Raw genomic sequence first — 24,286 nt, 5'->3', positions numbered from 1 at the left:
GCGCCCGGGTCCCCGCGGCCGCAACCCGCTCCCGCGCCCATACCGACGCTGTCAGCAGCACCGGTGACATCGATCGTCGAGGGTGTGCGGATCCCGGGGTACTGGCGTCCGACCGCCGCGGGCCGCCCGTCCGGCTCCGGGGTCGTGCCGTACGAGCGCCTCGCCGTCCACGGACCGCTCCGGTCGGCCCTGGAGCTCGCGGACCGGCAGCAGGTGTCGTTCCTCCCCGGCCGGTACACGTTCCGGGACTTCGTGTCCGCGGGCTACACGAAGAACGGCCTCGATCTCGACGCCCAGGTCGGCGGGCTGCGGGGCAGCGGGGTCGGGCGCACCGTCTTCGCGATGGTCCCCCACACGTCGACCCACGCCGGCGACATCCCGCACGGGTTCCCGAACACGAACGCCCTCTCGCTGCTGCGACTCACGGGTGACGGCCTGCGTCTGAGCGGCTTCACCCTCGAGGGCACGGACCAGGGGCACCTCTACAACGGCATCCAGCTGCAGCGCTCGAGGAACCTCCGGATGAGCGACGTCCGAGTCGTCGCGGTCCCCGGCGACGACAGCAAGCCGCCCGGGGAGACCTTCGGCATCAACGACTACCTGACCGCCGGGTCGGTGTACGAGCGGGTCGAGGTCGACGGCGCGCACGTCGGCGCGACAGGCTTCGGTGCGAACGACTCCGTCGAGCTGACGCTGCAGCACTGCTGGTTCCACGACCAGCGCTTCAGCATGGGGGCCGCGTTCTGGCAGGTGCGCGACGTGACGATCATCGACTCCATCGCCACCGGCAACGGCGGCGCCGGGTTCAACTTCGAACGCGTCGACGGGACGGTCCGCCTGATGCGGCCGGTGACCGCCGGCAACAGATGGGCGGACATCCGCATCGCATCCGATCTCGGCTCGGTGTCGTGCACGATCATCGATCCCGTCTACGCCGGTCCGAAGCTCACGATCGCCGTGCCGCCGACCTACTACGGCCGGCGGAACCAGCAGCTCCTGACGGACGTCCGCGTGATGGTGCGCGGGGTCGACCGCACCGAGCAGGTCGTCCGCTTCCTGCAGTGACCCTCATCTGCTCTCAGAAGAAGCGAAGGCTGCTCACAGGTCACGTTTCAGAGGGCGCGGTTGTGTGATCGTCATGGTGCTCGCGATCGTGCTGACCGTCCTCACGCTGTGGGTGCTCGCGGCGCTCGTGCTCGCGTTCGTCACCGGCAGCGTCATCCATGAGCGTGAGGAGCACGACCGTCCGTTCGGCGGTGGCCGCTACAGCGAGCGCGCTGTGCGCAGGCACGTCCTCAACTGAGCCGAGTCGGCCGGGCGTCGCCTCACCCCGCGGTGGCTACTTCGACCTGACGTGCAGCACGACGGGACCGACGTCGGTGGTGTCGCCGTCTCGGAGGGGGAAACTGCCGGTCGGAGGCGCGAACCACCAGGGTCCGTCGCCCGTCGGGGCGAGCCCGATGAACGACTCCGCCGTGTACGTGTAGGTGCCGGGGCGAAGCCCGTCGACCGTGACGTGGCCCTTGCGACCCGGAGGAGTGATCTGCATGACGCCGCCGTCCGTGGAGGCAGCGGAGCCGACCACGCGAGGGATGCCGGCGCCGGATGAGATGAACCAGGCCTTGTAGGTGGCCGGCTTGGGGCCGGGCTGCAGGTCCTGGTCCTTCGACGTCGTCACGTCGACGGCGACGGGGGTCGAGGCGAGCCGTCCGGGGGACGTGACCGTGACGGGATACGCGGCGGGCACCAGGCCGCCGATCGTGTATCCACCGGTCGAATCGGCGACGGCGTTGCGAAGCAGGGTGGCCGAGTCGCCGACGATGACCGAACCCCCGGTCGCCCCGCTGATGCTGCCGGTGAGGGTCAATGCGGGGGTGGCGAGGGTCAGTGCGATCTTCGTACCGCCCTGCGTCGCGATGCCGGCGCCGGCGGCGTAGGTCGCCACCGCGGGATCCGAAGGCCGGCTGACCGCGTAGACCAGGTAGTTCGTCCCCGGCTCCAGTCCGCCGATCGAGTAGGACCCGGTGCTCGACGCAGCGGTGCTGCGGAGGATCTGCCGCGTGGTGGCGTCCTCGGCCACGACCTGCACCGGGATCTCCGAGCCCACGCCGCTCACGGTGCCGGTGATCCGTCCGGCCGCCTGCAGGGCGGCGTCGACCTCGACGGTGCCGAGCGTGTCCGGCATGTACGCCTGGGAGGTCGTCGGCAGGAACTCCTCCGAGGTCCTCGGAATGGGCTGGAGGGCGACGGTACCGCCGCCGGCCACCGAGGTGGTCGGGGACGGCGAGGACACCGGCGTCGGCGAGGCGGAGGGTGTGGTGCTCGGGGTCGCGCCTGGGCCGCCGATCGGGATCGGCTGCGCGGTGACCGACCGCGTGCTGCCGGAGTCCGGGTACCGGCCGATCGTCACCGTGTAGGTGCCGCTCGCGATCGCTCCGAAGGAGTACACGCCTGTCCTGGTCGAGGTCGTCGTGGCGAGCTGCTCCCCGTCCCGGCTGAGGATCACGGGGACCGGCTCGGTCACCGGCTTGCCCTCGGCGATGAGCACGCCGCGGATCGTGCCGCCGCGCTGCGGGCCGGGGACCGTCACGGTGGTGGTGGACGCGCCCGTGACGACGGCCTGCACCGCCTCGGGCAGATACGGCGCCTTCGGCACGACCGCGACCGCGTAGGTCCCCGGGGCCACCGGTCCGGACGTGAACCGGCCGGCCGAGTCGGGATGCAGCGTCTGCACCACCGACCCGTCGAGGCGGCGGAGCTGCGCGGCCTGGAGCGCCGAACCGTGCAGCGGGGTCGTACCGGTGATGCGCCCGGGCGCCTCCAGCAGGAAGTGGAGGTCCTTGCCCCCGCCGAGGCTCTTGCCGGTGGCAGCCGTCCGGCCCTGGTAGAGCGGCGCCGAGACGGGGGTGTCGACCGTCGCGCCGATCACCCCCCGCACGTAGTCGGCCCCGCCGACCTCGTCGATGACCTGGTAGGAGTCGGGGGCGCTGCCGGCGTACGCGTAGCCGTCCACGTTGGAGGGCACCTCGAGCGTGAATCGGCCGTTGGAGTCGGTGGCGGTCGTCGAGATGACGCCGTTCTGCGGCGACCAGAACCCGACGGTGATGAAGGAGACCGGGCGCGAGGACGCCGACACGTCACCGCGGATGGTCTCGGTGCCCCCGACGTTCGCCGTGATCGCGGGCACGAGGGCTGCGGCCACGACGACGAACCCGATCGCCAGCATCGCGATGAGGTCGAACGGCCGGCGCGCGCGGAAGCTCCGCCAGGCCGACCTGTTCCCGCTCACCGTACCTCTTCCCGGCGCACCCGATCCCCCGTCGAATGCGCGCCGGATGAGCAGTCAAGCAGGTTCGGCCGAGGGACGCGGATGGCGGACCTGAGGATCCGGTAGGGGTCAGCCCAGAAGTGCGGCCGCGAGCAGCGGCATCATCCTCGTCGCGACCGCGGCCTGACCCGCCGCGGTGAGATGCGCGGCGTCGGACACCGACGACGTGGGGCCGACGATCAGCACCGCGGCGTCGGGCGACTGCACCCTCAGGGTCCGGACCTCCTTCCCGACCGCCTGGACGAGGGCGATCCTGCGCGCGGCGGGGTCGGCACCGCCGGCGACGAGCACGACCACGTGGGCGCTCGACGGCACCTGAGCGAGGGCGGTCTGCGCGGAGGTGGGCTGCCGCCGATCGTGGCGCGGTGGGAGTATCCGAGGCCACCCGGGGCGATCCCCCACACCGACGGCAGCACGACCGCTGCCGGCGGCGTGATCGCACTTCCGCAGCGACGCCGGTCCCGACGCCGGACCGCGCGAGAACGCGCACACCGACGTGTCGCTTCCGGCTGCGGGGGCGGAGGTCCACTAGACAGATGGCATGACGTGGATCGCTCTGACGGCCGCCGTGATCCTGGGCTGGATCGTGCTGTCCGTCGCGGTGGCCGTGGCATTCGGTCAGGCGGTCCGGATCGCGAACCAGCGACGCCCCCGCCGTCCGTCGCCGAATCGGCGACGGCTCGCCACCTTCGACCGGGTGGTGGAGATCGCGACGGGCGCCATCCCGATCATCCGTCCCCGCGTCGTCGACGCGGTCACGGGCGCCATCCCGATCATCCGGCCGCGCGTCGACTGATCGGACAAGGGCCGCCGCCGGCGTTCACCGCTGAAGCGGCTCCACCGTCAGCTTCAGCTTCACCCGCGTGCCGAGGCCGAGGGTCGACTCCGGCGGCAGCCGCGACGGGCCCTGCAGCGGGCGGCCGTCGAGCAGCGTGCCGTTCTTCGCCTCCCGGGGTACCACCCACCAGCCGTCGCCCCGCAGCTCGAGGAGCGCGTGGTCCCGGGAGACGCCCGGTCGGTCGATGATCAGGTCCGAGTGCGAGGCGCGGCCGATGGTCGCGCGACCCTTCTCCCGGGGCACCATCCGCACGTCCGTGCCGTGGACGACGATCAGGTCGCCGTCGCCGAGCACCTCCGTGCGCGAGGCGGGGGGCGCCGCCAGGCCGTCGAGCACCTCGGTGCGGTCGGCCGGCAGCGCCTCGGTCGCGCCCGTGAACGGCCGCTCCTCCGGCTCGGGCACGGAGGGGAGCACATCGGTGCGCTGCTCGTCGACCGGCTGGGGCCGGCTCCGCGCCTCGGCCTCGCGCAGCTCCCCGGCCCGCAGGTCCTCGGTGACGGGATCGTCCTCCTGGTCGGGCGGATGCACCGTCCGCTGCGCATACGCCTGCCGGGCGCGCAACGAGATGTCACGCTTCAAGGTGATCACCGGATCGGCGACGAGGTGCCACTGGTTGTCGCGAGCGTGGGACACGTAGAAGTCCGTCAGGTCGCTCACGGCGGCCTCCGTGCCGATCGACGAGGTGATCAGCCTGAAGTCCTCCGGGCTCACGTGGATGTCGATCGCTGCAGCGGCCACTCGACGTCCGGACGCCATCACGGAGTAGGACTCCTTCAAGAGCTTGGCCAGGGATCGCTGCACGGCGATCCCGTCGTGCCGGGTGCCCGGCAGCAGCCCCGACCAGACGAAGCGGCCCAGCCCTCGGATGCTCGTGGTGTTCGTGACCCGCATCAGCGAGCGCCCGAGCGCGAAGGCGACGATCCCCGCGAGCACGAGCCCGATCAGGAACCCGAGCACTCCGCCGCCGGTCGCCCCCATGCGCCGACGATACCCAGGAGCGGCCCCGAGACCCCCGGACTCAGGACCTCCATACCCGCCGCGCAGGAAGCGCCCCCGCTTTCCTGGGGGAACGGGGCCCGAACGCGTCAGATCCCTGCACCTGTCCAAGGAGTTCTGGCAACGTCGGGGGTGAGCGACGTCGCTCGAGTCCCGAACCACGGCTCCGATGGCCGGTTCTTCCGTCCTCCAGCCCCAGGAGTCGCTCTGCTTCCCGCCCTGATCGTGGTCGTCGCCCTGCTCGTCGTCATCGTGGCGATGGTCGTCGCGAAGGTGCGTTCCACGCGGCGGAACAGGCCGGACGACGGGCGACGGGACTTCTCCGACCGGGGATGAGGAGTGGCTGCGCCGGCCGTCCACCACAGCCGACCGGTCGCGCCACGTCCACCATCACCGCCGCGGATGCTCCACCACGACCATCCGACGACCACCACCGACGGTAGCGATTCCTGCCCCCCGGCCGCGTCCCCCGCAGGATCACGATCCGGACACCGCCTCTGTGGAACCGGTCGCGTGACCCACTCAGGGCGCCCCTCGCACACCCCGTTCGGGGGCTGAACCCGAGGGGTGCCACGCCGTTATCGTGCGAGCACCCTGTCCCGTCGTACCCCGTCGGATCACCCAATCCGATCGGCGGGAGCTTTCCACCACCCCCGAAGGTGCCCTTCCTTGCCGACCCACCCCCGGCGACTGCGCGTGCTCGCGTTGCTCGCGACCTCGACCACCCTCTGCGCCGCGCTCGCGGTGCCGGCCGCGGCTTCCGCGGACAGCGCTCCGATCTCCGCGTCGACGCCCACCACAGTGACCGCTGACGCCCTGCCGACCGTGCAGGTCGACGGCGTCGTCTGGACCCAGGCGGTCTCCCGTGGCGTCGTGTTCGCGGGCGGCGCGTTCCAGAAGGCCTACCCCGCGGGCGTCAGCGTGAAGGCGGGCGCCGGCGGCACGCCGCGCAGCGACCTGCTCGCCTACGACCTCGCGACCGGCGAGCTGCAGCCGGGGTTCGCCCCGCGGCTCAACGGACAGGTGCGGGCGATCGCGACCTCGGCCGACGGATCGACCGTGTACGTGGGCGGTGAGTTCACCCAGGTGAACGGCCGCGCCGAGAGCCGCGTCGTCGCGCTCGATGCTGCGACCGGTGAGGTGCGCACCGCCTTCACCGCCCGCGCCAGCACCACCGTGAACGCGCTCGCCCTCAGCGGATCGACGCTCTACATCGGTGGCTCCTTCACCTCGGTGAACGGCACCGCGCGCAGCCGGGTCGCCGCGGTCGACGCGGCCACCGGCAAGGTGAAGTCCTGGAGGCCCACGATCAGCGACGGCCGGGTGGCGGCCCTCGCGATCTCGCCCGACGCGAAGAAGCTCGTGCTCGGCGGCAGCTTCTCGAAGGTCGACGGCACCCAGCAGCGCGGGCTCGCGATGGTCGACACGACCACGGGCGCCAAGGCGCTCCCGTTCGCGGTCAACGCCGTCGTGCAGGACTACGGGGTGAACGCCTCCATCCTGAGCCTCACCGGCACCAGCACCGGCGTGTACGGCACGGGGTACACCTACGGGAGCCCCGGCAACTTCGAGGGCACCTTCCGGGCGAGCTGGACGGACGGGAGGATCACCTGGCTCGAGGACTGCCACGGCGACACCTACTCGGTCGCGGTCGCGGGCGATGTCGCCTACACGGCCTCGCACGCCCACTACTGCGGGGACGTGCCGGGGGGCTTCCCGCAGTCGCGCCGCGATGGGAACCTCAGCATCCATCAGCGGGCACTCGCGTTCTCGAGCGCCGCGGCTGGGACCCTGTCGAAGAATCCGTTCGGCTCATACGCCGACTTCAGCGGGAGGCCTGCACCGAAGCTGCTCGCCTGGTACCCCGACCTGCAAGCCGGCGCGATCACCGGCATGAGCCAGGCCGCATGGTCGGTCACCGCTGCGGGCGCGTACGTGCTCTACGGCGGAGAGTTCCCGCGCGTGAACGGCAAGCGACAGGCCGGACTCGTCCGGTTCGCGCTCCCGTCGGTCGCCACGAATGCTCAGGGCCCGCAGGTGCGCGCCGACTGGGCGCCGACCGCGGTCTCGACGACCGACGCCGGCGTGCGGGTCGGCTGGGAGACCGCATGGGACAGCGACAACGAGACGCTCACCTACCGGGTGTACCGGGACGGCGACACGAGCCCCGTCTACACGACCTCCACGGCCTCCGACGGCTGGTGGAACCGGCCGTACCTCGGCTTCGTCGACTCGGGCCTGCCGGTGGGCAGCACCCCGAGCTATGTCGTCACGGTGACGGATCCGTTCGGCAACCACGTGACGAGCGCCCCGGTCTCGACCGTGGTCGGCGCCGCGGGCCCCTCTGCCTATGCGAAGGCCGTGCTGGCCGCGGGTGCCTCCCACTTCTGGCGGTTCGGCGAGCCCGAAGGCAACGGCCCGACGTACGACTGGGCCGGTTGGGTGCCCGGAACCGCCGGCACAGGCGTGAGGACCGGGACCGTCGGCGCCGTACCCGGTGACCGGAACGGCGCTGCGACGTTCAGCGGTGATCCGACCGGCATGGTGGTGCTCGACGGGTACACGCCTGGTCCGAACACGTACTCGGCACAGGCCTGGTTCAAGACGACCTCGAAGAAGGGCGGCTCGATCCTCGGCTTCAGCAACCTCACGACCGGGGATTCCGAGTGGTTCGACCGCGGCGTCTACATGGACACGACGGGCCAGGTGCACTTCGGCGTCTGGAACGGCGGGAAGCGGATCATCGGCAGTCCGAAGGCGTACAACGACGGCCGGTGGCATGAGGTGGTGTCCTCGCTCGGTTCGACCGGCATGAGGCTGTACATCGACGGCGCGCTCGTCGCCTCGAACACCGCGATCACCTCCGGCCAGAAGCTCTCGGGCTACTGGCATGTGGGCGGGAGCCCTGCATGGAACGGGACGGAGTACTTCGCCGGGTCGATCGACGAGGTCGCGCTCTACCCCACCGCGCTTCCCGCCGCGTCGATCGCGACCCAGTACAAGGTCGGCAAGACGGGCGTCGCGGCGGCTGCGGCCAAGTAGCCGCGGATGAGGAAGCGGCCCCCGGAACCTTCCGGGGGCAGCTTCCTCCTCACCGGTCGGCCGCCTACAGTGCCAGGACGACCGGCGCCGGCCGGTGGAAGGAGCGACCATGGCCCACCGTCCCCACTCACCCGCCCGCTGCGGGATCGTGCCGCCCTACATCCTCGAGGCCCTCGCGCAGCACGACGACGCCGTCGTCCGCGAGGCCGCCCACAGCACCCTCGCGCTGACCGCCGGATTCGGCGCGAGCCGGGCCGCCACCACGCCGCAGCCCTCCCCCGAGGGCGCCGCCGCGCCGCGGGAGCACCGCAGCGTCTACGACGCCCGCAACGCCGAGAACCTTCCCGGCCACCTCGTGCGCGATGAAGGAACGGCCGCGGCGCAGGACGTCGCGGTGAACGAGGCCTACGACGGGCTCGGCGACACGTGGACGCTCTACCAGGACGTCTACGGACGGAACTCGATCGACGACAACGGGCTCACCCTCATCGGCTCGGTGCACTTCGGGCAGCGCTACGACAACGCCTACTGGGACGGCCGGCAGATGGTCTTCGGCGACGGGGACGGGGTGCTGTTCAACCGCTTCACCATCTCGGTCGACGTGATCGGCCACGAGCTCACCCACGGCGTGACCGGTGCGACGGCGAACCTCGCCTACCAGGGCCAGTCGGGTGCGCTGAACGAGTCCGTCTCCGACGTGTTCGGCTCGATCGTGAAGCAGTACACCCTCAAGCAGACCGCCGAGGAGGCGGACTGGCTCATCGGCGCAGGACTGCTCGCGGCCGACATCAACGGGGTCGCGCTGCGCTCGATGAAGGCCCCGGGAACCGCGTACGACGATCCGCAGCTCGGCGGCAAGGACCCTCAGCCGGGCACCATGTCGGGCTATGTGCACACGACCGGCGACAACGGCGGCGTGCACACGAACTCGGGCATCCCCAACCACGCGTTCTACCTCGCCGCGGTCGGACTCGGGGGCAACAGCTGGGACAAGGCCGGGCACATCTGGTACGCCACGCTCACCGGCGGCGAGCTGCGCACGAGCGCGACGTTCTCTGAGTTCGCAGCCGTCACCGTGTCGACGGCGGCCCGGCTCTACGGAAGCGCGGAGCAGCAGGCGGTGACCGACGCATGGACGCAGGTGGGCGTCACCCTGCCGTGACCCGCATCGTCGTGACGCGCACCGGGGGCTTCGCCGGGATCGCCCGCACCACCGAGGTGACGGATGCGGATGCGGTGGAGCGGATCCTCGGCACGTTGCGGGGTCAGCCGGCCGCTGCCGCTCCCGCTCCCCCACGCCCGGACGGCTTCGTCTACGACTTCACCGTCGAGGGCGAAGCGGCCGCGGCGGAGACGTACACGGTTCCGGAGTCGGCGCTGCCGCCCGCGGTGCGGGCGCTGCTGGGCTGAGCTGCGCGGCCCGCTCTGAACAGCGGATCGTCGAGAAGGGCGGCTCGACGTCCTCTGCCCGCGTCGCATCGCCCCTTTCCGGGGCCTTGGATCGCGTCGGAATACGGCGCTATCGGACCATGCACCGACCGCGTATCGAATTCGTCATGCCGCAGTGGCGTGCGATTTGGCGTTCACCTGAGCACGGCTGACACCGGCGTGGGCGCACCGCTGCTTCTCGGTCCAAATGGTGCGCAGCACCCGAAAGCCGTCGGAGACGGCATTGAGATTGCTCCTGCCGTAGATCCGCATCCGCTCGACACTGCCGACCTCGATCACGCGCAATCCCGCGGATGCGATTCGACAGTTCAAGACCGTCTCGATCTCGAATCCGTCGCCCCACAGCATCTGCCCGCCGAGCCGCATCGGGGCATCGACCGCCGGCAGCTGCAGCAGCGGGAGGATGTCCGCCCAGAAGGCGTTGTAGCCGTAGCAGAGATCGGTGTACGTCGTCCCGAGGAGGAGGTTCGTCACGAAGTTCAGACCCGAGTTGCCGACCGACCGCAGGCGCGTGATGTCCTCACTGCCCCCACCCGGCGCGAACCGGGTCCCCTTGGCGACATCGGCACCCGCGACCAGAGCCGAGACGAACGCCGGGATCTCGAGCGGGTCCGCGGAGCCATCCGCGTCCAGCATGACGACGATGTCCCCTGTCACCTCGGCGAACCCGCAGGCCAGGGCGTTGCCCTTCCCCCGCCGGGTCTGCTGGACCACGTGGATCGAGGGCATCAACCGCACCGCCGTCTCCACCGTCCCATCGACCGAATGCCCGTCGACGAGGATCACCTCGTGCACCTCGGGCAGCTGAGGGAGGACCACCTCCAGATTGCGAGCCTCGTTCCTCGCCGGAACGACGATCGACACCTTGGGCTGAGCGACGGCACGCACCGACATAGCTCACTCTTCCTTGAGTAAGGCGGACACCTGAGGGAGACCGAAAGGTCGGACGCTCCAGAACGGGTCCAGATTCTGGAGGATGGAGTGATCGGGAAGGCCGGGATCAACTGGTCGTCAGCATAGGGGGTCCCCCGAAAGGGGGACAAGAGGCTTCACCCTTTTCGGAAGCCGCGCCTCGCATCCGAGAATGCTCGACCGGCCGTCTGTGTCGTCGGATCGCGAACGGCTGAGCACTGCCGCTGCAATGCGACTCACCCCATCGCTCCTTCCCCTGCACGTCGAGCTCGGCTGCTGATAGACCAGCGGCATGCTCCCGCTCACGCCTCGGCTCGGCATCGCGCTGACGGTCGCGCCCGCGCTGCTGACGGGCGTCGTGGTCGCCTGCGACGCCCTCATCCCCCTGGCGAAGCCGAACATCCCGCTGACCGCGATGCTCGACGAGCCCGCCCACCTCGCGACGTCGGCGCTCGTCCTCACCACGTTCGCCCCGGCGTCGTCATGGGGCCTCCTGCCGGGAACGATCGCGCTCGCCTCCTCCGTCCTCATCGATGTCGATCACGTCCCGCTGTATCTCGGCCTCACGGCCGTCGCGCCCTCCGGTAGGCCGGTCACGCATTCGGCGGTCGCCCCCCTCGCGCTGATGACCCTCGCGGCGCTGCTGCCACGACCAGCGCGACGTGCCGTGCGGTCCGCCGCGCTGGGAGTCGGCCTGCACCTCATCCGTGACCTCGCGACCGGCCCGGGGGTCAGCCTGTTCTGGCCCCTCGACGCGCGCAGCGTGCTCCTGCCGTACTCCTGGTACGCCGGCGCGGTGGCACTGCTGGGCGCCACGGGGACCATCCGGCTCGCCCTCCGGAGCTCGGGATGGAGGCGCCGGCAGTGAGGCGGCCCCGCCGCGGTTCCTCCACCCGCCGGCGGCGGTGCAGAGCTGTACCCATGCCCCCCGAAGGTTCAGGGGCGATACTCGCCGCGGACGGCTCCCTCTCCGACGAACGGTGAGCGGCACCGGCCACGGAGACGGAAGCAGCGGTCCGCGATCGCCGTCGGCGACAACGACGACGGGCGGGCCGTCCTCGAGGCGACGGATCTCGGCTCCGGCTACCGCCGGCTGGGCGCGCACGGCGCGTCGATCGGGATCATGCGGTCCGCCCCAGCGGTGCAGCGCACCGGTGGACGGCGACGCGGAGAGGAGGCTGGGGTGATGAGGAGCACGACGAGGTTCTTCGCGCTCGCGATCGCGGGACTGGTGGCCGTCGAGCTCGGCCGACTGGTCTGGGATCGGCTGGCAGCCCGGTCCGAACGCGGCTATCAGCAGTGGCGGGAACGCTGGCACTGAGCCCGCCGGCGCTCGGTGCTGACCGCAGGGCCCCCTCCTGATCGACTAGGCCCCGCGTCGGGCCGAGCGCCGCCGCATCACGAGCACGCTCACGACGTAGAGCACGGGGCCGGCGGCGATGCCGAGGCGCTCGCGCCGGGTGAGGTCCTTCGGGAAGTCGTTCCGCTTGCCGCGGTTCTTCCGGGACCCGGGACCGAACACGTGCCGGACTCCCGCAGGGAGACGCAGGGCGATCGCGACGGCGGTCGCCGGATCGCGGATGCACCACCGTGTGACCGTCGCGGACAGGCCGGCGCCGTACCGGTACATCTTCCGGCGCAGCGTCGGGTAGTCGGCGGGATGCTGATGCCAGACGAGCGCGGCCGGCTGGTAGACGAGCTGCAGCCCGGAGATGACGATCCGCCCCAGCATCTCCAGGTCCTCGCCGCTCCCCGCGGGCGTGCCGCCGCCCAGTTCCATCGCGAAGGGACCGATCGCCTTCAGGCGTCCCCGCCGGATGGACATGTTCGCTCCCGACCCGAACTGGCCCGCGTCATACGGATACAGCGGGGTGGGGCGAGCGTGCTCGTGCCGGTCGAAGACCTGTTCTGCGAAGCCCTTGTTGTAGCCGCCGTACTGCTCCAACCAGGCCTGGGCCGGAGTCTGCGTCGCGAACGGCAGGATGGCACCGGTCACGCAGGCGGCCTCGGGGTGCTCCGTGAACGTGCGCACGATCGCGGGGATCCAGGTCGGGTCCGGGATCACGTCGTCGTCGGTGAAGACGACGATCTCGCCGCGCGCCTCACGCGCCCCTCGGTTCCGCGCGAACGACACACCGGGCTGCGGCTCGTGGAAGTATCGAACGGGCCGGCCGGGGAACTCCGCGACCAGGGCGGATTCGAGGCCGCCGGCCCGGCGCGCGTTCTCCACGACGACGACCTCGAGGTTCGTGTACGGGCTGTCGAGGACGCGCCGCACGGTCTCCACGGTGTGCGCGACGGCGCCGATCGTGGGCAACGTCACGGTGACGAGGGGCCGGGGCCCCTCGTGCGCGTCCAGGGGGCGCCGGCAGGCCAGGGTGGAGGCCAGTGTGAGCAGGTCCTCGCCTTCGGTGGGGCCGTCCCCGGACAGGTGCTCGAGCAGCTCCTGGCGCAGGTGCGCTGACGCGAACTCCCGCGCCGACTCGAGCAGCTGCGCGCCGCCCCCGGCGTCGGCCCGGAACATGCCGATCGGGTACCCGTGGACCCTGAGGAGCACCTGGAGCGCTCCGTCCGGCAGAACCGGCTCGACGCCGCCCGGCCAGAACATCGTCCCGCTTCCGAGTTCCACCGAGACCGCGCTCGAGGGCGTCACGTCCCCGGAGCTCATCGATCGGCCTCCTGGACAGGATGCGGACCGTTGCCGGGGCCTGCCGGGGTCGTGGTTCGGGCCGCGGACGCGCGCCTCTCCGCGATGTGCGGTGAATCGCCCACAGTTTCCCCTCGCCTCACCCCTGCCGACGTGCCCCCGGTTACGATATGGCCATCTTGGCTGAATTCGAGGGGATCGAGAGCCGCGGAAGCCGCCTGCCGAACCGGGGCGTGCACGATCGCGGCGGAGGGCCCCTCCGGTCGGCGAGGTTCCAGCCGGCCGAAGCCCGGCGGGCGTCGGTGCCGCACCGTCGACGTGCGATGTGACGGGGGCACGGGGTCTCACGGGCCCGTTCCGGCGATGGCTGGACGAACCGCTGCTGCGGAACGGCTACGCCCTGGTCCTGAACGTCGGCCTGACCACCCTGCTCGGCGTCGCCTTCTGGGTCGTCGCGGCCCGGCTGTACCGCACCGAGGACGTGGGCCTCGGGTCCGCCCTGGTCTCGGCGCTCCTGCTCATCTCGTCCTTCGGCCAGCTCGGGATCGGACTGGGCCTGCCGCGATACCTCCCCGTCGCGGGGGCGCGGGCCGGCGGCATGCTGGCCCGCGCCTACCTCGTGACGGGGCTGGTCGCCGCGGTGGCCGGGCTCGCCTTCGCGTTCCTGGCGCCCGGCCTCTCCCCCGAGTTCGCCTTTCTGGGGCGCTCGCCGTGGTTCGTGCCGGCCTTCTGCGGCGCCGCCGTCGTCTGGACCGTGTTCGCCCTGCAGGACTCCGCGATCATCGGGCTGCGCCGCTCGGTGTGGATCCCCCTGGAGAACAGCGCGTACGGCGTGCTCAAGCTCGCGCTCATCGTGCCCTTCGCACTCGTGCTGCCGCAGCTGGGGGTCTTCGCCGGTTGGGTCCTCGCGGCGGCGGTGGTATCGATCCCCGTCAACATCGCCCTGTTCCGGCGCTGGGCACCGGCGCAGGTTCGCGTCGGCGTGGCGGAAGGCACGGGCGTGAGCGGTCTCTGGGAGATGCGGCGCTTCCTCGCCTTCAACTACGGCGGCCAGGTCTGCTACATCGCAAGCACCACCGTGCTTCCGCTGATCGTCGCGGCCCAGCTCGGCGCCACGGAGAACGGCTACTTCTACATCGTCTGGACGACCGCCACCTCGGCCGATCTCGTGTCGATCAACCTCGCGCAGGCGCTCACCGTCGAATCCGCGGTCGACTCCCGCCGCCTCGCCGAGCACCTGCGCCGTGTGGTGCCGCAGGTGCTGGCGTTGCAGGGCGCTGCGGCGCTGGTGGTGCTCGTGTTCGCCCACCTGCTGCTGTCGATCTACGGCCCCGCCTATGCGGACCACGCGGCCATGTGCATGCGCCTCGTGATGATCTCGCTGCTGCCGCGCGCCGTCATCGTCCTGAGCATCGCCGTCGCCCGGGTCCGCAACCGGCTCGGCCACATCCTCGTCGTCCAGGCGGTGTGCACGGCGGGGACGCTGGGTCTCGCGATCGTCGTCGCCCGCCCCTGGGGGCTCACCGGGGTCGCGCTGGCCTGGCTGGTGACGCAGTCGGTGGTGGCCGCCGTCCTGCTGCCGGGCCTCTTCCGCTCGATGCGCCTCCCCCGGCGTCGCGGACTCCGGTCAGGGCCGCAGTCGGACGTCGTCTAGCGTCGCCGGCCGGATCAGTCCCTGAACCGGAGAACCCGCTTCACCGCTCCCCGCAGCGCGGCGTCGGCACGGGCGAGCGGAAGGCGTTCGTGGCCGAGCGTGCCGTACGCGACCGGCACGGCCCCGAGCGACTCCTTGAAGCGCGCGAGCCCGCTGCCCGGCGCGCTGTCGCCGAGGTGGTACAGCCGCGCACCGTCGGCGATGGCCCACTCGATCGCCGTGCGATGGAGCAGCTCGTTCGCGCGCACCGGGGTGGCGCGATCCTTGTCCATGGCGCCGCGCCAGTAGACGACGTGCTCACCCAGCTGGAGCGTCACGATGCCCGCGACCGGCTCAGCACCGTCACGGGCGATCCAGAACCGGCAGGCGTCGCCCAGGAGCGCCGCGACGGTCGCGAACTTGCGCGCCGGGTCCCGGCGTCGGGCCCGGACCTGCGCCAGCCACACGGGCTCGTGCTGCTGCCCCGCCCATCGCTCGACCGAGCGCCGGTAGAGGTGGTCGAACTCGCCCACCAGTCGTCCGGTGGTGTCGCACTCGATCGTCACCGCCGCGTGCTCGGCCTTGCGGATCGCTCGGCGGGTCTTGCTCGTGAAGCGCTGCTCCCAGACCGTCTCGAGCCCGCCCGCGAGGTCGAGCACGTGAGCGGTGTGCGGGCTCACCACCCAGCCGTCGGCGGCGGTTCCAGCCCAGACCCGACCTCGTCGTGGTGTCGGATGCACCGAGAGCGACAGCGCGGGAAGGGTGACGAGATCGGCGAGCACCGCCGCCGCGTCGCCGTCGGTCTGCTCCCCCGCGGCGACGAGGCCGCCTGCGCCCCAGCCGTAGGGCTGGGACAGCAGCGCGAGGAACGCGCCCCCCGGGAGGCGGGTCGCGGGACGCGCGACGGCCGGGAGCACGGCGTGCCGCCCACCGGGCAGCTCGTACAGCCGGCTGGCGTCCCGTCCACCGGAGACGGCGATCGCGGCGTCCGTCCAGCTCGGATGCTGGAAGGGCAGCGCCTCCGGGTCGTGCTGGAGGAGGTCGAGCCACTCGCCTCGCGGCGCCGGCGTCGCGAGGAGCCGGGCTCGAGGAACGACGTCGGCTGCGATCGCTGTCATAGCGCGAGCAGCACCTGGGCGATGTTCCGCCAGCGCCAGACGAGCCGTGAGTGATCCATGTAGTCGCGCTGCTGGGCGGCGATCAGCCCGACGTGACGCAGCCAGTAGAGCAGCAGCAGGTCCTCGTCCTCGACGTCGCCCCATGCCGCCCGCTGGGGAGCGATGGCCGCCTCCACCTCCGACGGCCAGCGGTGGGTGCGCAGCACCTCGACGATCACCGTGCCGAGGTCGACGCCGCGATCGACGGCGAGCCCGTAGAGGACCAGGTGCAGCAGATCGTGGGCCGGCAGCTGCCGGGGTGCGGCGCAGTCCCAGTCGATGAGGCCGGTGACCGCGCCGGTCGCCGGGTCGACCCGCAGGTTCCCGCGCCAGAGGTCGCCGTGGGCCCAGCCGACGCGCACCTCGCGCCCGGCGAGTCCCCGCCGCAGCCGCACCTGGAGCGCGGCGAGGCGGTCCGCGGCACGCGGCACCGGCAAGCGCACCGACTGGAGCAGCTCGACGTGCTGGTCGACCCAGTCGTGCAGCTCGGCATCCCCGACCTGGATGGGGACCGCCGTGGCGCGGTGCAACATGGCGGCCGCTGCTGCGCCCGACCGCAGGACGGGCGCACGCAGCCGTGGGTCGACGGCGAGGGCGGTCGCCGCGTCGACGCCCTCGAGCCAGCTGTCGAGGCACCACCACCACCCGCCGTGCCAGCCCTCGGACCATCGGACGGGCAGGATGCGATCGAGGTCCTGCGCCGCCGCCGTCCGCCGGAGCTCCGCCACCACCGCGCCCTCGCTGCGCAGCCGGGCTGCGCCGGTCACCGACAGGCGCAGCAGGGCGCGCGGTGGCCCCTCCTGCGGCCCCACCGGCACGATCGCCACGCCGGTGGCGGTCCACCATCCCGGGCGCGCCGACCAGGCGCCGGCCTCAGCGGGTGCACCGTCCGAGGCGGCGGCACTGAGCGCCGGACCCGAGGCGGCGGTGGCCGAGGCGAGGAGTGTGGGGCGCGCGCCGGAGCGCCGCCTCGGCAGCCCGCGCCTCACCGCGCTCGGGTTCATCGCACGCATCAGGGCCGGGGCTCGACGGGCTCGCGAGCCGGGGCGGGAAGCTCCACCCTCGCGAAGCGGCTGCGGTACGCGCGCCACACCACCGCGAGCGCCTGACCGCGCACCTCGGCGGCAGGGCGAGACGCGTCGAGCACGTGCAGCGGCAGCTGCGCGCGCAGGGCGAGGTACTCCGTCCTCTCCACCTCGGTCTCCGCGAGGCTGTTCTCCGCCTTGCGGCCGTGCGCCACCGCAGCCGGCAGGTCGAGCAGCAGGCTCACGTCGGGCCGGGGCACGGCGCGTGAGAGCAGCCAGAAGTAGATGCGCTTGACGGCCCTCAGCGGGGGTGCGGCGGGGCGCCGGGCATCGTCCACATACCGGTCGAACACCACGAGGTGCCCTTGTGCCTGGTGCCCCATGGCGCGGGCCAGGCGCCCCCAGGCGCGGAACGGTCGCGCTGCGGCGTCGGCGAGCTGCCGCAGCGCCGTGGGTTCCGAGGCGCCGGTCTTCCACAACCCCATGTAGATCTGGGCGACCGGCAGCGGGAAGCTCTCGCCGATGCCGTGCGCGAGCGTGGACTTGCCGGCGCCGTTCGGCCCCAGCAGCGCGACCGTGATGCCCCGCCGACGGGGCAGCAGCGCGGGGCGGCCGAGCACCCGTCGCAGCCGCCTCCATCGCTGCGCGGCGCGCTCCATCCGGGGCACGGAGTGCGTCCAGGCGGCAGCCAGAGGGGCCGCCTGGGCGAGCAGCGCGGACCAGTCGCCCCGGGCTGCCGCCGAGCGCAGCGCATCCACGTCCACCTGGATCGCGGCCAGGAACTTCGGCAGCGCCGAGTCCGTGCTCGCGCTCCGCGCGCCGGCCTCCAGCCGATCCCTGTAGTGATCAGGAACGGTGCCCTTGTCGAGCAGGCAGTGCAGCAGGAGCAGCCAGAACTCGTCGTCCGGAGCCGGCCGGAACGCGTCACCGTCGGGCACCCGGCGGTCGAGGACGCCCGCGGCGACGGATGTGGGGTACTGGTCCCGGGCACCGAAGACGACGCGATCCGCGACATCGAGCACCACGAAGCGGCCGGCGTCCTCGTCCAGCGCGAAGTAGAGCAGGGACGGCGGCGCGTCCCAGCCGGGAAGGGCCACGAAGCCGGCGTCCCGGGCGACGGCGTCGAACGCCGTCAGGTCCTCCGGCCGGACGAGCAGATCCACGTCCCCGGGCGGCAGCTCGGGATTCCGGGGAACCCGGAGCAGCGTCCACACGACGCCGTGGCCGCTGAGTGCGGCGAAGAGGGCGATCAGGCGCGGATGCACGGCTGCCGGCCGGCCGTCGGCGCGGACCGAGGTCCGCTTGCGCTCAGGGGCACGGCACCAACCTTTCCGGGGATCGGCGGAGAGCACCCGGAAGGGACCGCGGAACGCCCGTCTCTCGCATCATCGTGAGGAATGTGTTGGACGGTTCCGGACGAAGAACGGGTCCCGATTCGGAGAATTCGAGCCCGTTCACCATTCAGTGCCGCTCATGGTAATGGGCCCGGCGAATCCGGGACAAGACCCGGCGAGCGGGGCTTCGAGGCGGGTACGGCACGCGTCCACCTCAGCCGACGGCCTGTGGAGGCGCACCCGGTGCGGTGTCCTGCACGCTGAGGCCCGAGGTCAGGGACCAGCTGATCCTCGATCCGGCCGTCGCGAGGGACCATCGCGATCCAGCCCGATCGGTCGACATCGTGATGCTCCTCGGATCGTCCGCGAGCGGCCCTTCCAGGTGATCGAGCATGCCGACGAGCGGCAGGGCACGGCCGCCGTCGGTCGACGCGGTGCTCGTGAACAGGGCCGGCGATCGCAGGTTCGGGCTCTCCTGCGGCTGCCAGATGAGCGCCACGGACGCGCCGGCCTGCGCGACGGTGACGAGGGCGTCCGTCAGCACGGCGGCGGCGCGTGGATCGGCGGAGCCGGTGGCGCCCGAGGCGTTGGCGTAGATCTCCGCCCACCAGATGGGCAGACGGGTGCGGGAGCGTACCCAGTGCGTCACCGCCGCCAGCTTCGCGACGGAGGCGAAGTCCGTGGTGATGAGACCGCGATCCCGGGTGGACGTGACGGCGTCGACGGCGATGAAGTCGGCACCGACGGCGTGCTTCAGCCAATAGGTCACCACGTCGAGCGGCCGCTGATCGAGCACGCCCCAGGGTCCGTGCACCGTCGAGGGGTGGCTGGAGGTCGAGGCGGACGACCAGGAGTCGAACACCACGTAGGGACCGCCGATCCGCGCATCCGGTCGCACGCGCTTCACGGCGCGGTAGACCTGGTTGTACAGGTCGGTGTAGGCCGCCACGTCCCAATCGTCGCGCGCGGCGTCGTAGAACCCTTTCAACTCGTTCCAGACGAGGAAGTCCCGCACCTGCGGATACCGTTGCGCGGCCGCGGCGGCGAGGCGCGCGAAGTCGGCGTAGTGGTCCGGCGTCGGCGCGACCCCCAGCCGTGTCCAGTCGGTGGATCCGGCCGGCCCGCCCTTCATCCAGTCGGGCGCGCAGCACAGGGTGAGCACGGGCCGCGCGCCCGTCGCGGTGATCAGCTGGATGCGGGCGTCCAGGCTGCTCCAGTCCCACGTTCCGGGACTGGGCTCGGGGTTCAGCGCCCCCCAGCCCATCAGGCTCTGGTTCTGCAGCGGAGCGACCGCCTTGAGCACGGTCCTGGCCCGCTCGACGCTCGCCGTCGGGTTCCATCCGTCCGCGGACTGCTCACCGTGCGTCACGCCGACCTGGAACGCCGGCCTTCCTGCGGATGCGTGCGGCAGCGCCTGGACCGCGGCGGCGACGGCGACGCAGACGGCCAGCACGAGCGCGATCGTCAGGACCTGCGTCGCCGGCGAGGCACCGCGGGCCCTGTCCACCCCCGGCCCGGCGTGCCTGGCGCGACGCTCGTGTGGCGGTGGCGGTGGCGGCGGTGGCGGTGGCGGTGGCGGCGGTGGCGGTGGCGGTGGCGGAGCGAGGTGACGAGGCATCGGTCAGCCCGCCAGCACGGCGATGCGGAACACGGCGTAGGCCACGGAGACGGCGACCAGTGCGAGCGTCGCCGCCTCCGGTACGCGTCCGTGGCGAGCGGCCGCCGGCCCCTTCGCGGCACCGTCCGGGGCACGCCCCGCGTCCCGGACCTCGAGCAGCAGAACGGCCACCGTTGCGGCGACGAGGAGCACCGCCCCTACGAGCCCGAGCAGCAGGACGGCGCTCACGGCCGGCCGGCCTTCGGGACCAGTTCGAGCAGCATCGTGTCGTTCCGCCGGAAGTCGACGGCATAGATGCCCCGGCTCACCAGATCCAGTGACACGGCGCTCGCCGTCCCCGGCCGGGCACCCTCGACGAGCTCCAGGGCCGCGTCCTGCTCCGGGCTGACCAGGATGAAGCGGGGCCGCAGTGTCAGCGCGCAGTCGAGGGGCCGCCGGTGGCAGGACACGGCGTCGAGGTCGACGGTGTGGATCTGACCGATGCGGTTCGAGCCGAGCGGCCCGGCATCGGCGAAGACGCCCACCGTGTCGCCCGGGCGGATCCGCGGGTAGAGGACCTGCACGGCCGACAGGTCCTGGGGTGTCACCTGTTCGAACGAGGCGTTGACCCCCCGGGTCGTCGTTCCCAGGAACGTGTAGGCGAACAGGACGAGGGCGAGCGGCAGCACCGACATCCGCCGTTCGGCCAGGAAGGCGAGGGCGAGCGCCGAGAGCGGGGCGAGCACGGGGGCCGCGAAGACGAAGATCCGGAGCACCACCTCGCCGCCGTAGCTCTGGAGCAGCACGATGCTGCCGGCGCCCACCACCAGCAGGGCGAGGAGGAGGGCGCCGGGGCGGTGCCGTATGCGCCACAGCCCGACCATGCCGAGCAGCAGGTACGCGAGCGAGTACCCGACGCGTACCCGTTGCATGAGCTGGTACGACTCGTTCACGCCGAGGCGGGCGTTCACCGCGCTGTTGAGGTTCGCTCCGACCCGGCCGAAGTCGCCGATGACGTCCTTGAGGTGCCCGACCCAGAACCCCTCCGCGCCGTAGGAGAACCAGCCGAGGAACAGCAGCGCGACGACGAGCCAGAGCCGCCGGTAGCGGGTCCGGCCCGTGACCGTGAACGCGAGCAGGGTCAGCACCAGCATCACCGGGGTGAGCTGGTGCGTGACCACGATCGCCGCGGCGATCAGGACCAAGGCGAACTCGTGCGCCATCGACCGGTGCGGCGAGACGCCGGGAGGCAGCGCCGGACGTCGCCGCCATCCGGATGAGAGGCGCTCGCGCAGGCGCCCCGGCGGGGGTGGTTCGCTCCACTGCGCGGCCTCGAACAGGTACGCGAGCATCGCGGTGTAGAGCAGGAAGGCCGTCGCCTGCGGCGAGAAGTAGTCCTGCTGGAACCAGTTGTTGCAGAGGTAGAGCAGCACGGCGAACCAGGCCAGCCGCTCCGACTGGGTCACCCGCCTGGCGATGACGAGCAGCGGCGCGATCACCGCGATGTTCGCGAACAGCGGGGCGCCGGCGAGGAGGACGCTCGCGTCGGGCGCGCCGGCCAGCTGCACGAGCTGGGCGCCCGCGGCGAAGAACGCCGGCCAGTCGCCGCGAGCGTCGAACGAGGAGAAGGTCGCGTGGTGCTCGGTGATGTACCGGATGAATCCCACGTGCGTCCAGCCCACGGGAACGCTCGCGACGCCGGACACCGCGTTCACGAACAGGAAGATCGTGACGGCGAGGACCACGGCGGCGCCGCCGAGCACGACGGCGTCGGGAACGGCTCGCCGCAGCTCGACCGCCGCGACGACGGCGACGATCCCGAGCGCGGCCAGGTACTGCCAACCGACGACGCTGATCAGCCCGAACGCCCCGGCGTCGGCGAGGCGCACCGACCGGGTCGCGATCCACCAGAGGAGGAGCGCGGCGGCGAGCAGGGCGAGCGAGCCGACTCGGCCGCGGCTCCACCGTCGCGGCACGGGCGGCGCCTCCCCGTCCGGCGCGCCGACGACCTCGGGGAGCCGCTGCAGCCGCCGCAGCGCGGCAGCGGCGGCCCCGACCGACAGCCCCGACATGCCGGCGGTCCACGCCACCGGATCCCACCAGCCGGTGATGACGGCGGTGTTGGCGCTCAGCAGCAGGCACGAGAGGCTCAGCGCTCCGGCCATCGAGGCCGCCACCAGCGGGTTCCGGATGCGCAGCAGCGAGACGAGCGGCACACCGGGCACGGCGAGCGCGTACAGCAGCACCAGGACGATCTGGCCGGGGAGCCGTGCCCCGATCGCCCCGAGGAGCGGCACGAGGACCGCCAGGACGATGCTCGAGCAGAGGGCCACCTGCTCCCAGCGGACCGTCGCCACCTCGCGGGAGCGGGGTGCGACGGGGGCCTGTGGTGCGTCGCCGGTGACCTCGGGCGTGGGCGCCTCGTCCTGAACGGCGAACGGCCGCTCAGGCATGGCCCGGCCGCCGGCGGCCCGACGCGGCGCCCGCCGGTCGGGGCGAGCTGAACGCCCCGACCCGCGGGATCCGCCTCATGAAGCGCGATCGTAGGGCGGGCGGCCCGGGCGCAGCGGGCTGAGGCGATCCCGTCGACAGCCGAGTGGTCCGGATCGTGACCGACCGCCGGATGCTCCCCGAGGGGTCGGCGGACGGCGCTCGCGGTCGGGTACCCGCCTCGGCGCGCCCGGCGGACTCGACCTGCGGCTCGTTCCGAGGCGAACGGAGCAGAATCACACGACGATGCAGAGGTTCGGTCTCCCGAGAGCCACCGCCCGCGCCCTCGGCCCTGTCGGCCGGGCACGGCGCCGATCGTCGCGCCCCGAGGAGCCCGCGCCGGATCTTGCGGCGCAGCGGTGCACCTGCGGGCATGGGCGGGAGGCGCACGAGCACTACCGTCGCGGAACCGACTGCGCGCTCTGTCCCGAGGGCGCCTGCCGTCGCTTCTCCCACCATTAGGCTGCCCGGCCCCTCATCGGGCGGCCGACGGCGGCCACCCGCCCACGGAGGTAGCCGGCGACGGTGGCGGCGAAGGTGACGACGACGCCGGCCGCCGCGACGAGCTCGCCGTGCAGCAGGGCGCGCACCACGGCCCGCGGCAGCACGACGGCGCTGTAGCGGCGCTCGCTGGCGAGGGCGTCGCCGGCACCGAGGCGGGTGCTGAGGACGGCCTTCGAGATCCCCTCGTAGTAGCTGCGACGCACGACGTACGACCAGCGGACCCGGTCGGGGCTCACACGGTGGTGCACGACGGAACGGGGCTCGAACAGGATACGGGCGCCGGGCCGGGCACGCCGGAGCCGGATGCAGAGGTCCGTCTCCTCGCCCCCGAGCGGGAGGGAGCCCACGCGCCCGGTATCGGTGCTGAATCCGCCGACCGCCAGCACGGGCAGCCGACGGAAGAGCATGCTGCAGCCCATCACGTTGCGCACCTCGGCGAGCGAGGTGGGCTGTCCGGTGAAGGTGCAGCCCACGATCCAGTTCAGCTCCGGCACGAGGAAGGGAGGGCGCCGGTCCGGCCACAGCGGGACCGCCCGGCCGCCGACGCCGACGACGTCGGGGGGCGCGATCGCGTCCGTCAGGAAATCGAGCCAGCGCGGCTCCGCGCGGGCGTCGTCGTCGAGGTAGGCGACGAGGTCGTGCTCCGCCGCCGCCGTGCCGGTGTTCCGGGCATCGGACAGGCCTCGCACGCCCGTGTTCGCGAGCACGCGGTGCACCGGCCAGCGGGCCCGGGCGCGGGCGAGCAGAGCCGGGTTGTGATCGATGACGAGCAGGACCTCCGCCGTGTCGCGCTGCGCCGCCGCGGACTCCACGGCGGCCACCACGTCGTCCCACCGGCGTTCGGTGTAGGCGCAGATGACGACGCTCACCCGCGGCTGGTGCCCCGTCACGAGGCCGGCACGATCCTCCCGCCCACCTTCGCCTTCACCGTCGCGGCGAAGGAGGCGTCGTCGACATGGATGATCCAGCCCGGCCCGATCACGTCGGCACCGACCGGCTTCGGCCCGGGGCCGGCCTGCACGTACTTCCTCGGCACGTGCGACCCGGTGAAGGTCTGCACATAGATGCGGTGGCCGCCGATGCCGCAGGACACCTGCGCGCCGACGCCCGGAGCGCGCTCCTGCGGCTCGAAGTCGGGACAGCCGAGGGTGCGGGCGAGCGCTGCCGCGGGGGTCCGGCCGAGCTTGCCCTCGGTCTCGTGGAAGGTCGTCGGGGTGGAGGCTGCGGGCGCCGCGCCCGCGAGCATCGCGGGCGTCCGGCTCGCGCACCCCGCCGTCAGCAGGACACCGAGCACGATCGTGCATGCGATGCCGGATCGAGTGAACATGGTCCCT

The 24,286-nt window shown here is 72.4% G+C and carries 22 protein-coding genes; 9 read left to right on the top strand and 13 right to left on the bottom strand.

From position 1 onward, the window contains the following. Positions 1–63: 63 nt before the first annotated feature. Both VIG76_RS05330 and VIG76_RS05325 read left to right on the top strand, forming a co-directional pair. Entirely contained in the window at positions 64–1,065 is a 1,002-nt protein-coding gene (locus tag VIG76_RS05330; protein WP_331951832.1) for a right-handed parallel beta-helix repeat-containing protein, read from the top strand. Positions 1,066–1,138: 73 nt separating this feature from the next. Further along, positions 1,139–1,303 carry a hypothetical protein gene (locus VIG76_RS05325; RefSeq protein WP_331951830.1) on the top strand — a complete coding sequence of 55 codons (165 nt, stop codon included), beginning with the start codon at positions 1,139–1,141 and terminating at the stop codon, positions 1,301–1,303. Positions 1,304–1,339: 36 nt separating this feature from the next. On the opposite strand, the gene VIG76_RS05320 is transcribed toward VIG76_RS05325, so the two are convergent. Then, positions 1,340–3,289 (bottom strand): carboxypeptidase-like regulatory domain-containing protein, encoded by a 1,950-nt coding sequence (locus VIG76_RS05320; protein WP_331951828.1) that lies wholly within the window; start codon positions 3,287–3,289, stop codon positions 1,340–1,342. A gap of 108 nt (positions 3,290–3,397) precedes the next feature. After that, a complete protein-coding gene (locus VIG76_RS05315; RefSeq protein WP_331951826.1) occupies positions 3,398–3,643 on the bottom strand; it encodes a hypothetical protein in 246 nt (81 codons plus the stop codon). A 226-nt stretch (positions 3,644–3,869) separates the two neighbouring features. Here VIG76_RS05315 and VIG76_RS05310 point away from each other — a divergent pair, with 226 nt between their 5' ends. Continuing rightward, positions 3,870–4,124 (top strand): hypothetical protein, encoded by a 255-nt coding sequence (locus VIG76_RS05310; RefSeq protein ID WP_331951824.1) that lies wholly within the window; start codon positions 3,870–3,872, stop codon positions 4,122–4,124. 24 nt (positions 4,125–4,148) lie between these two features. Here VIG76_RS05310 and VIG76_RS05305 read toward each other — a convergent pair whose 3' ends face one another. Next, positions 4,149–5,144, bottom strand: a complete 996-nt coding sequence (locus VIG76_RS05305; protein ID WP_331951822.1) for an FhaA domain-containing protein — start codon at positions 5,142–5,144, stop codon at positions 4,149–4,151. A gap of 687 nt (positions 5,145–5,831) precedes the next feature. Here VIG76_RS05305 and VIG76_RS05300 point away from each other — a divergent pair. The 3 genes from VIG76_RS05300 (at position 5,832) to VIG76_RS05290 (ending at position 9,614) form a co-directional block, all read left to right on the top strand. Next, positions 5,832–8,204 carry a LamG-like jellyroll fold domain-containing protein gene (locus VIG76_RS05300; RefSeq protein ID WP_331951820.1) on the top strand — a complete coding sequence of 791 codons (2,373 nt, stop codon included), beginning with the start codon at positions 5,832–5,834 and terminating at the stop codon, positions 8,202–8,204. 109 nt (positions 8,205–8,313) lie between these two features. Further along, on the top strand, positions 8,314–9,366 hold the full coding sequence (locus tag VIG76_RS05295; protein ID WP_331951818.1) for a M4 family metallopeptidase: 1,053 nt from the start codon (positions 8,314–8,316) through the stop codon (positions 9,364–9,366). Beyond that, positions 9,363–9,614, top strand: a complete 252-nt coding sequence (locus tag VIG76_RS05290; RefSeq protein ID WP_331951816.1) for a protealysin inhibitor emfourin — start codon at positions 9,363–9,365, stop codon at positions 9,612–9,614. The genes VIG76_RS05295 and VIG76_RS05290 overlap by 4 nt, the downstream gene beginning before the upstream one ends. Before the next feature lie 144 nt (positions 9,615–9,758). Here VIG76_RS05290 and VIG76_RS05285 read toward each other — a convergent pair whose 3' ends face one another. After that, on the bottom strand, positions 9,759–10,547 hold the full coding sequence (locus tag VIG76_RS05285) for a glycosyltransferase family 2 protein (RefSeq protein ID WP_331951814.1): 789 nt from the start codon (positions 10,545–10,547) through the stop codon (positions 9,759–9,761). 310 nt (positions 10,548–10,857) lie between these two features. Here VIG76_RS05285 and VIG76_RS05280 point away from each other — a divergent pair, with 310 nt between their 5' ends. Continuing rightward, positions 10,858–11,433 carry a metal-dependent hydrolase gene (locus VIG76_RS05280; protein WP_331951812.1) on the top strand — a complete coding sequence of 192 codons (576 nt, stop codon included), beginning with the start codon at positions 10,858–10,860 and terminating at the stop codon, positions 11,431–11,433. 318 nt (positions 11,434–11,751) lie between these two features. Continuing rightward, positions 11,752–11,886, top strand: a complete 135-nt coding sequence (locus VIG76_RS05275; protein WP_331951810.1) for a hypothetical protein — start codon at positions 11,752–11,754, stop codon at positions 11,884–11,886. Between the two features lie 45 nt (positions 11,887–11,931). On the opposite strand, the gene VIG76_RS05270 is transcribed toward VIG76_RS05275, so the two are convergent. Further along, a complete protein-coding gene (locus tag VIG76_RS05270) occupies positions 11,932–13,233 on the bottom strand; it encodes a glycosyltransferase family 2 protein (protein WP_331951808.1) in 1,302 nt (433 codons plus the stop codon). Between the two features lie 304 nt (positions 13,234–13,537). Between VIG76_RS05270 and VIG76_RS05265 the strand changes: the two genes are divergently transcribed. Next, entirely contained in the window at positions 13,538–14,866 is a 1,329-nt protein-coding gene (locus VIG76_RS05265) for a lipopolysaccharide biosynthesis protein (RefSeq protein ID WP_331951806.1), read from the top strand. A gap of 14 nt (positions 14,867–14,880) precedes the next feature. Here VIG76_RS05265 and VIG76_RS05260 read toward each other — a convergent pair whose 3' ends face one another. From VIG76_RS05260 to VIG76_RS05225, 8 genes are all read right to left on the bottom strand, one after another. Further along, complete coding sequence (locus VIG76_RS05260; protein ID WP_331951804.1) at positions 14,881–15,963, bottom strand: GNAT family N-acetyltransferase; 1,083 nt, start codon at positions 15,961–15,963, stop codon at positions 14,881–14,883. Further along, on the bottom strand, positions 15,960–16,829 hold the full coding sequence (locus tag VIG76_RS05255; RefSeq protein ID WP_331951802.1) for a phosphotransferase family protein: 870 nt from the start codon (positions 16,827–16,829) through the stop codon (positions 15,960–15,962). Before VIG76_RS05255 ends, VIG76_RS05260 begins: the two co-directional genes overlap by 4 nt. Before the next feature lie 185 nt (positions 16,830–17,014). Continuing rightward, on the bottom strand, positions 17,015–18,292 hold the full coding sequence (locus tag VIG76_RS05250; RefSeq protein ID WP_331951800.1) for a nucleoside/nucleotide kinase family protein: 1,278 nt from the start codon (positions 18,290–18,292) through the stop codon (positions 17,015–17,017). Between the two features lie 283 nt (positions 18,293–18,575). After that, on the bottom strand, positions 18,576–19,868 hold the full coding sequence (locus tag VIG76_RS05245; RefSeq protein WP_331951798.1) for a hypothetical protein: 1,293 nt from the start codon (positions 19,866–19,868) through the stop codon (positions 18,576–18,578). Positions 19,869–19,982: 114 nt separating this feature from the next. Continuing rightward, entirely contained in the window at positions 19,983–20,207 is a 225-nt protein-coding gene (locus VIG76_RS05240; RefSeq protein ID WP_331951796.1) for a hypothetical protein, read from the bottom strand. Next, positions 20,204–22,411, bottom strand: a complete 2,208-nt coding sequence (locus VIG76_RS05235; protein WP_331951794.1) for a hypothetical protein — start codon at positions 22,409–22,411, stop codon at positions 20,204–20,206. The genes VIG76_RS05240 and VIG76_RS05235 overlap by 4 nt, the downstream gene beginning before the upstream one ends. 495 nt (positions 22,412–22,906) lie before the next feature. Continuing rightward, entirely contained in the window at positions 22,907–23,842 is a 936-nt protein-coding gene (locus VIG76_RS05230) for a glycosyltransferase family 2 protein (protein ID WP_331951792.1), read from the bottom strand. Further along, entirely contained in the window at positions 23,839–24,279 is a 441-nt protein-coding gene (locus VIG76_RS05225) for a hypothetical protein (RefSeq protein ID WP_331951790.1), read from the bottom strand. Before VIG76_RS05225 ends, VIG76_RS05230 begins: the two co-directional genes overlap by 4 nt. Positions 24,280–24,286: the final 7 nt, after the last annotated feature.

Origin of the sequence: Amnibacterium sp. (assembly GCF_036559085.1) — a bacterium.
Taxonomy (GTDB): domain Bacteria; phylum Actinomycetota; class Actinomycetes; order Actinomycetales; family Microbacteriaceae; genus Amnibacterium.
Note: the sequence above shows the minus strand (reverse complement) of the source record. Positions and strands in the feature narration are given on the sequence as shown.

Coding starts and splice junctions, on each gene's coding strand:
- VIG76_RS05325 (WP_331951830.1), top strand. CDS start 1,139: ATGGTGCTCGCGATCGTGCTGACCGTCCTCACGCTGTGGGTGCTCGCG.
- VIG76_RS05310 (WP_331951824.1), top strand. CDS start 3,870: ATGACGTGGATCGCTCTGACGGCCGCCGTGATCCTGGGCTGGATCGTG.
- VIG76_RS05305 (WP_331951822.1), bottom strand. CDS start 5,144: ATGGGGGCGACCGGCGGCGGAGTGCTCGGGTTCCTGATCGGGCTCGTG.
- VIG76_RS05295 (WP_331951818.1), top strand. CDS start 8,314: ATGGCCCACCGTCCCCACTCACCCGCCCGCTGCGGGATCGTGCCGCCC.
- VIG76_RS05285 (WP_331951814.1), bottom strand. CDS start 10,547: ATGTCGGTGCGTGCCGTCGCTCAGCCCAAGGTGTCGATCGTCGTTCCG.
- VIG76_RS05280 (WP_331951812.1), top strand. CDS start 10,858: ATGCTCCCGCTCACGCCTCGGCTCGGCATCGCGCTGACGGTCGCGCCC.
- VIG76_RS05275 (WP_331951810.1), top strand. CDS start 11,752: ATGAGGAGCACGACGAGGTTCTTCGCGCTCGCGATCGCGGGACTGGTG.
- VIG76_RS05270 (WP_331951808.1), bottom strand. CDS start 13,233: ATGAGCTCCGGGGACGTGACGCCCTCGAGCGCGGTCTCGGTGGAACTC.
- VIG76_RS05260 (WP_331951804.1), bottom strand. CDS start 15,963: ATGACAGCGATCGCAGCCGACGTCGTTCCTCGAGCCCGGCTCCTCGCG.
- VIG76_RS05235 (WP_331951794.1), bottom strand. CDS start 22,411: ATGCCTGAGCGGCCGTTCGCCGTTCAGGACGAGGCGCCCACGCCCGAG.
- VIG76_RS05225 (WP_331951790.1), bottom strand. CDS start 24,279: ATGTTCACTCGATCCGGCATCGCATGCACGATCGTGCTCGGTGTCCTG.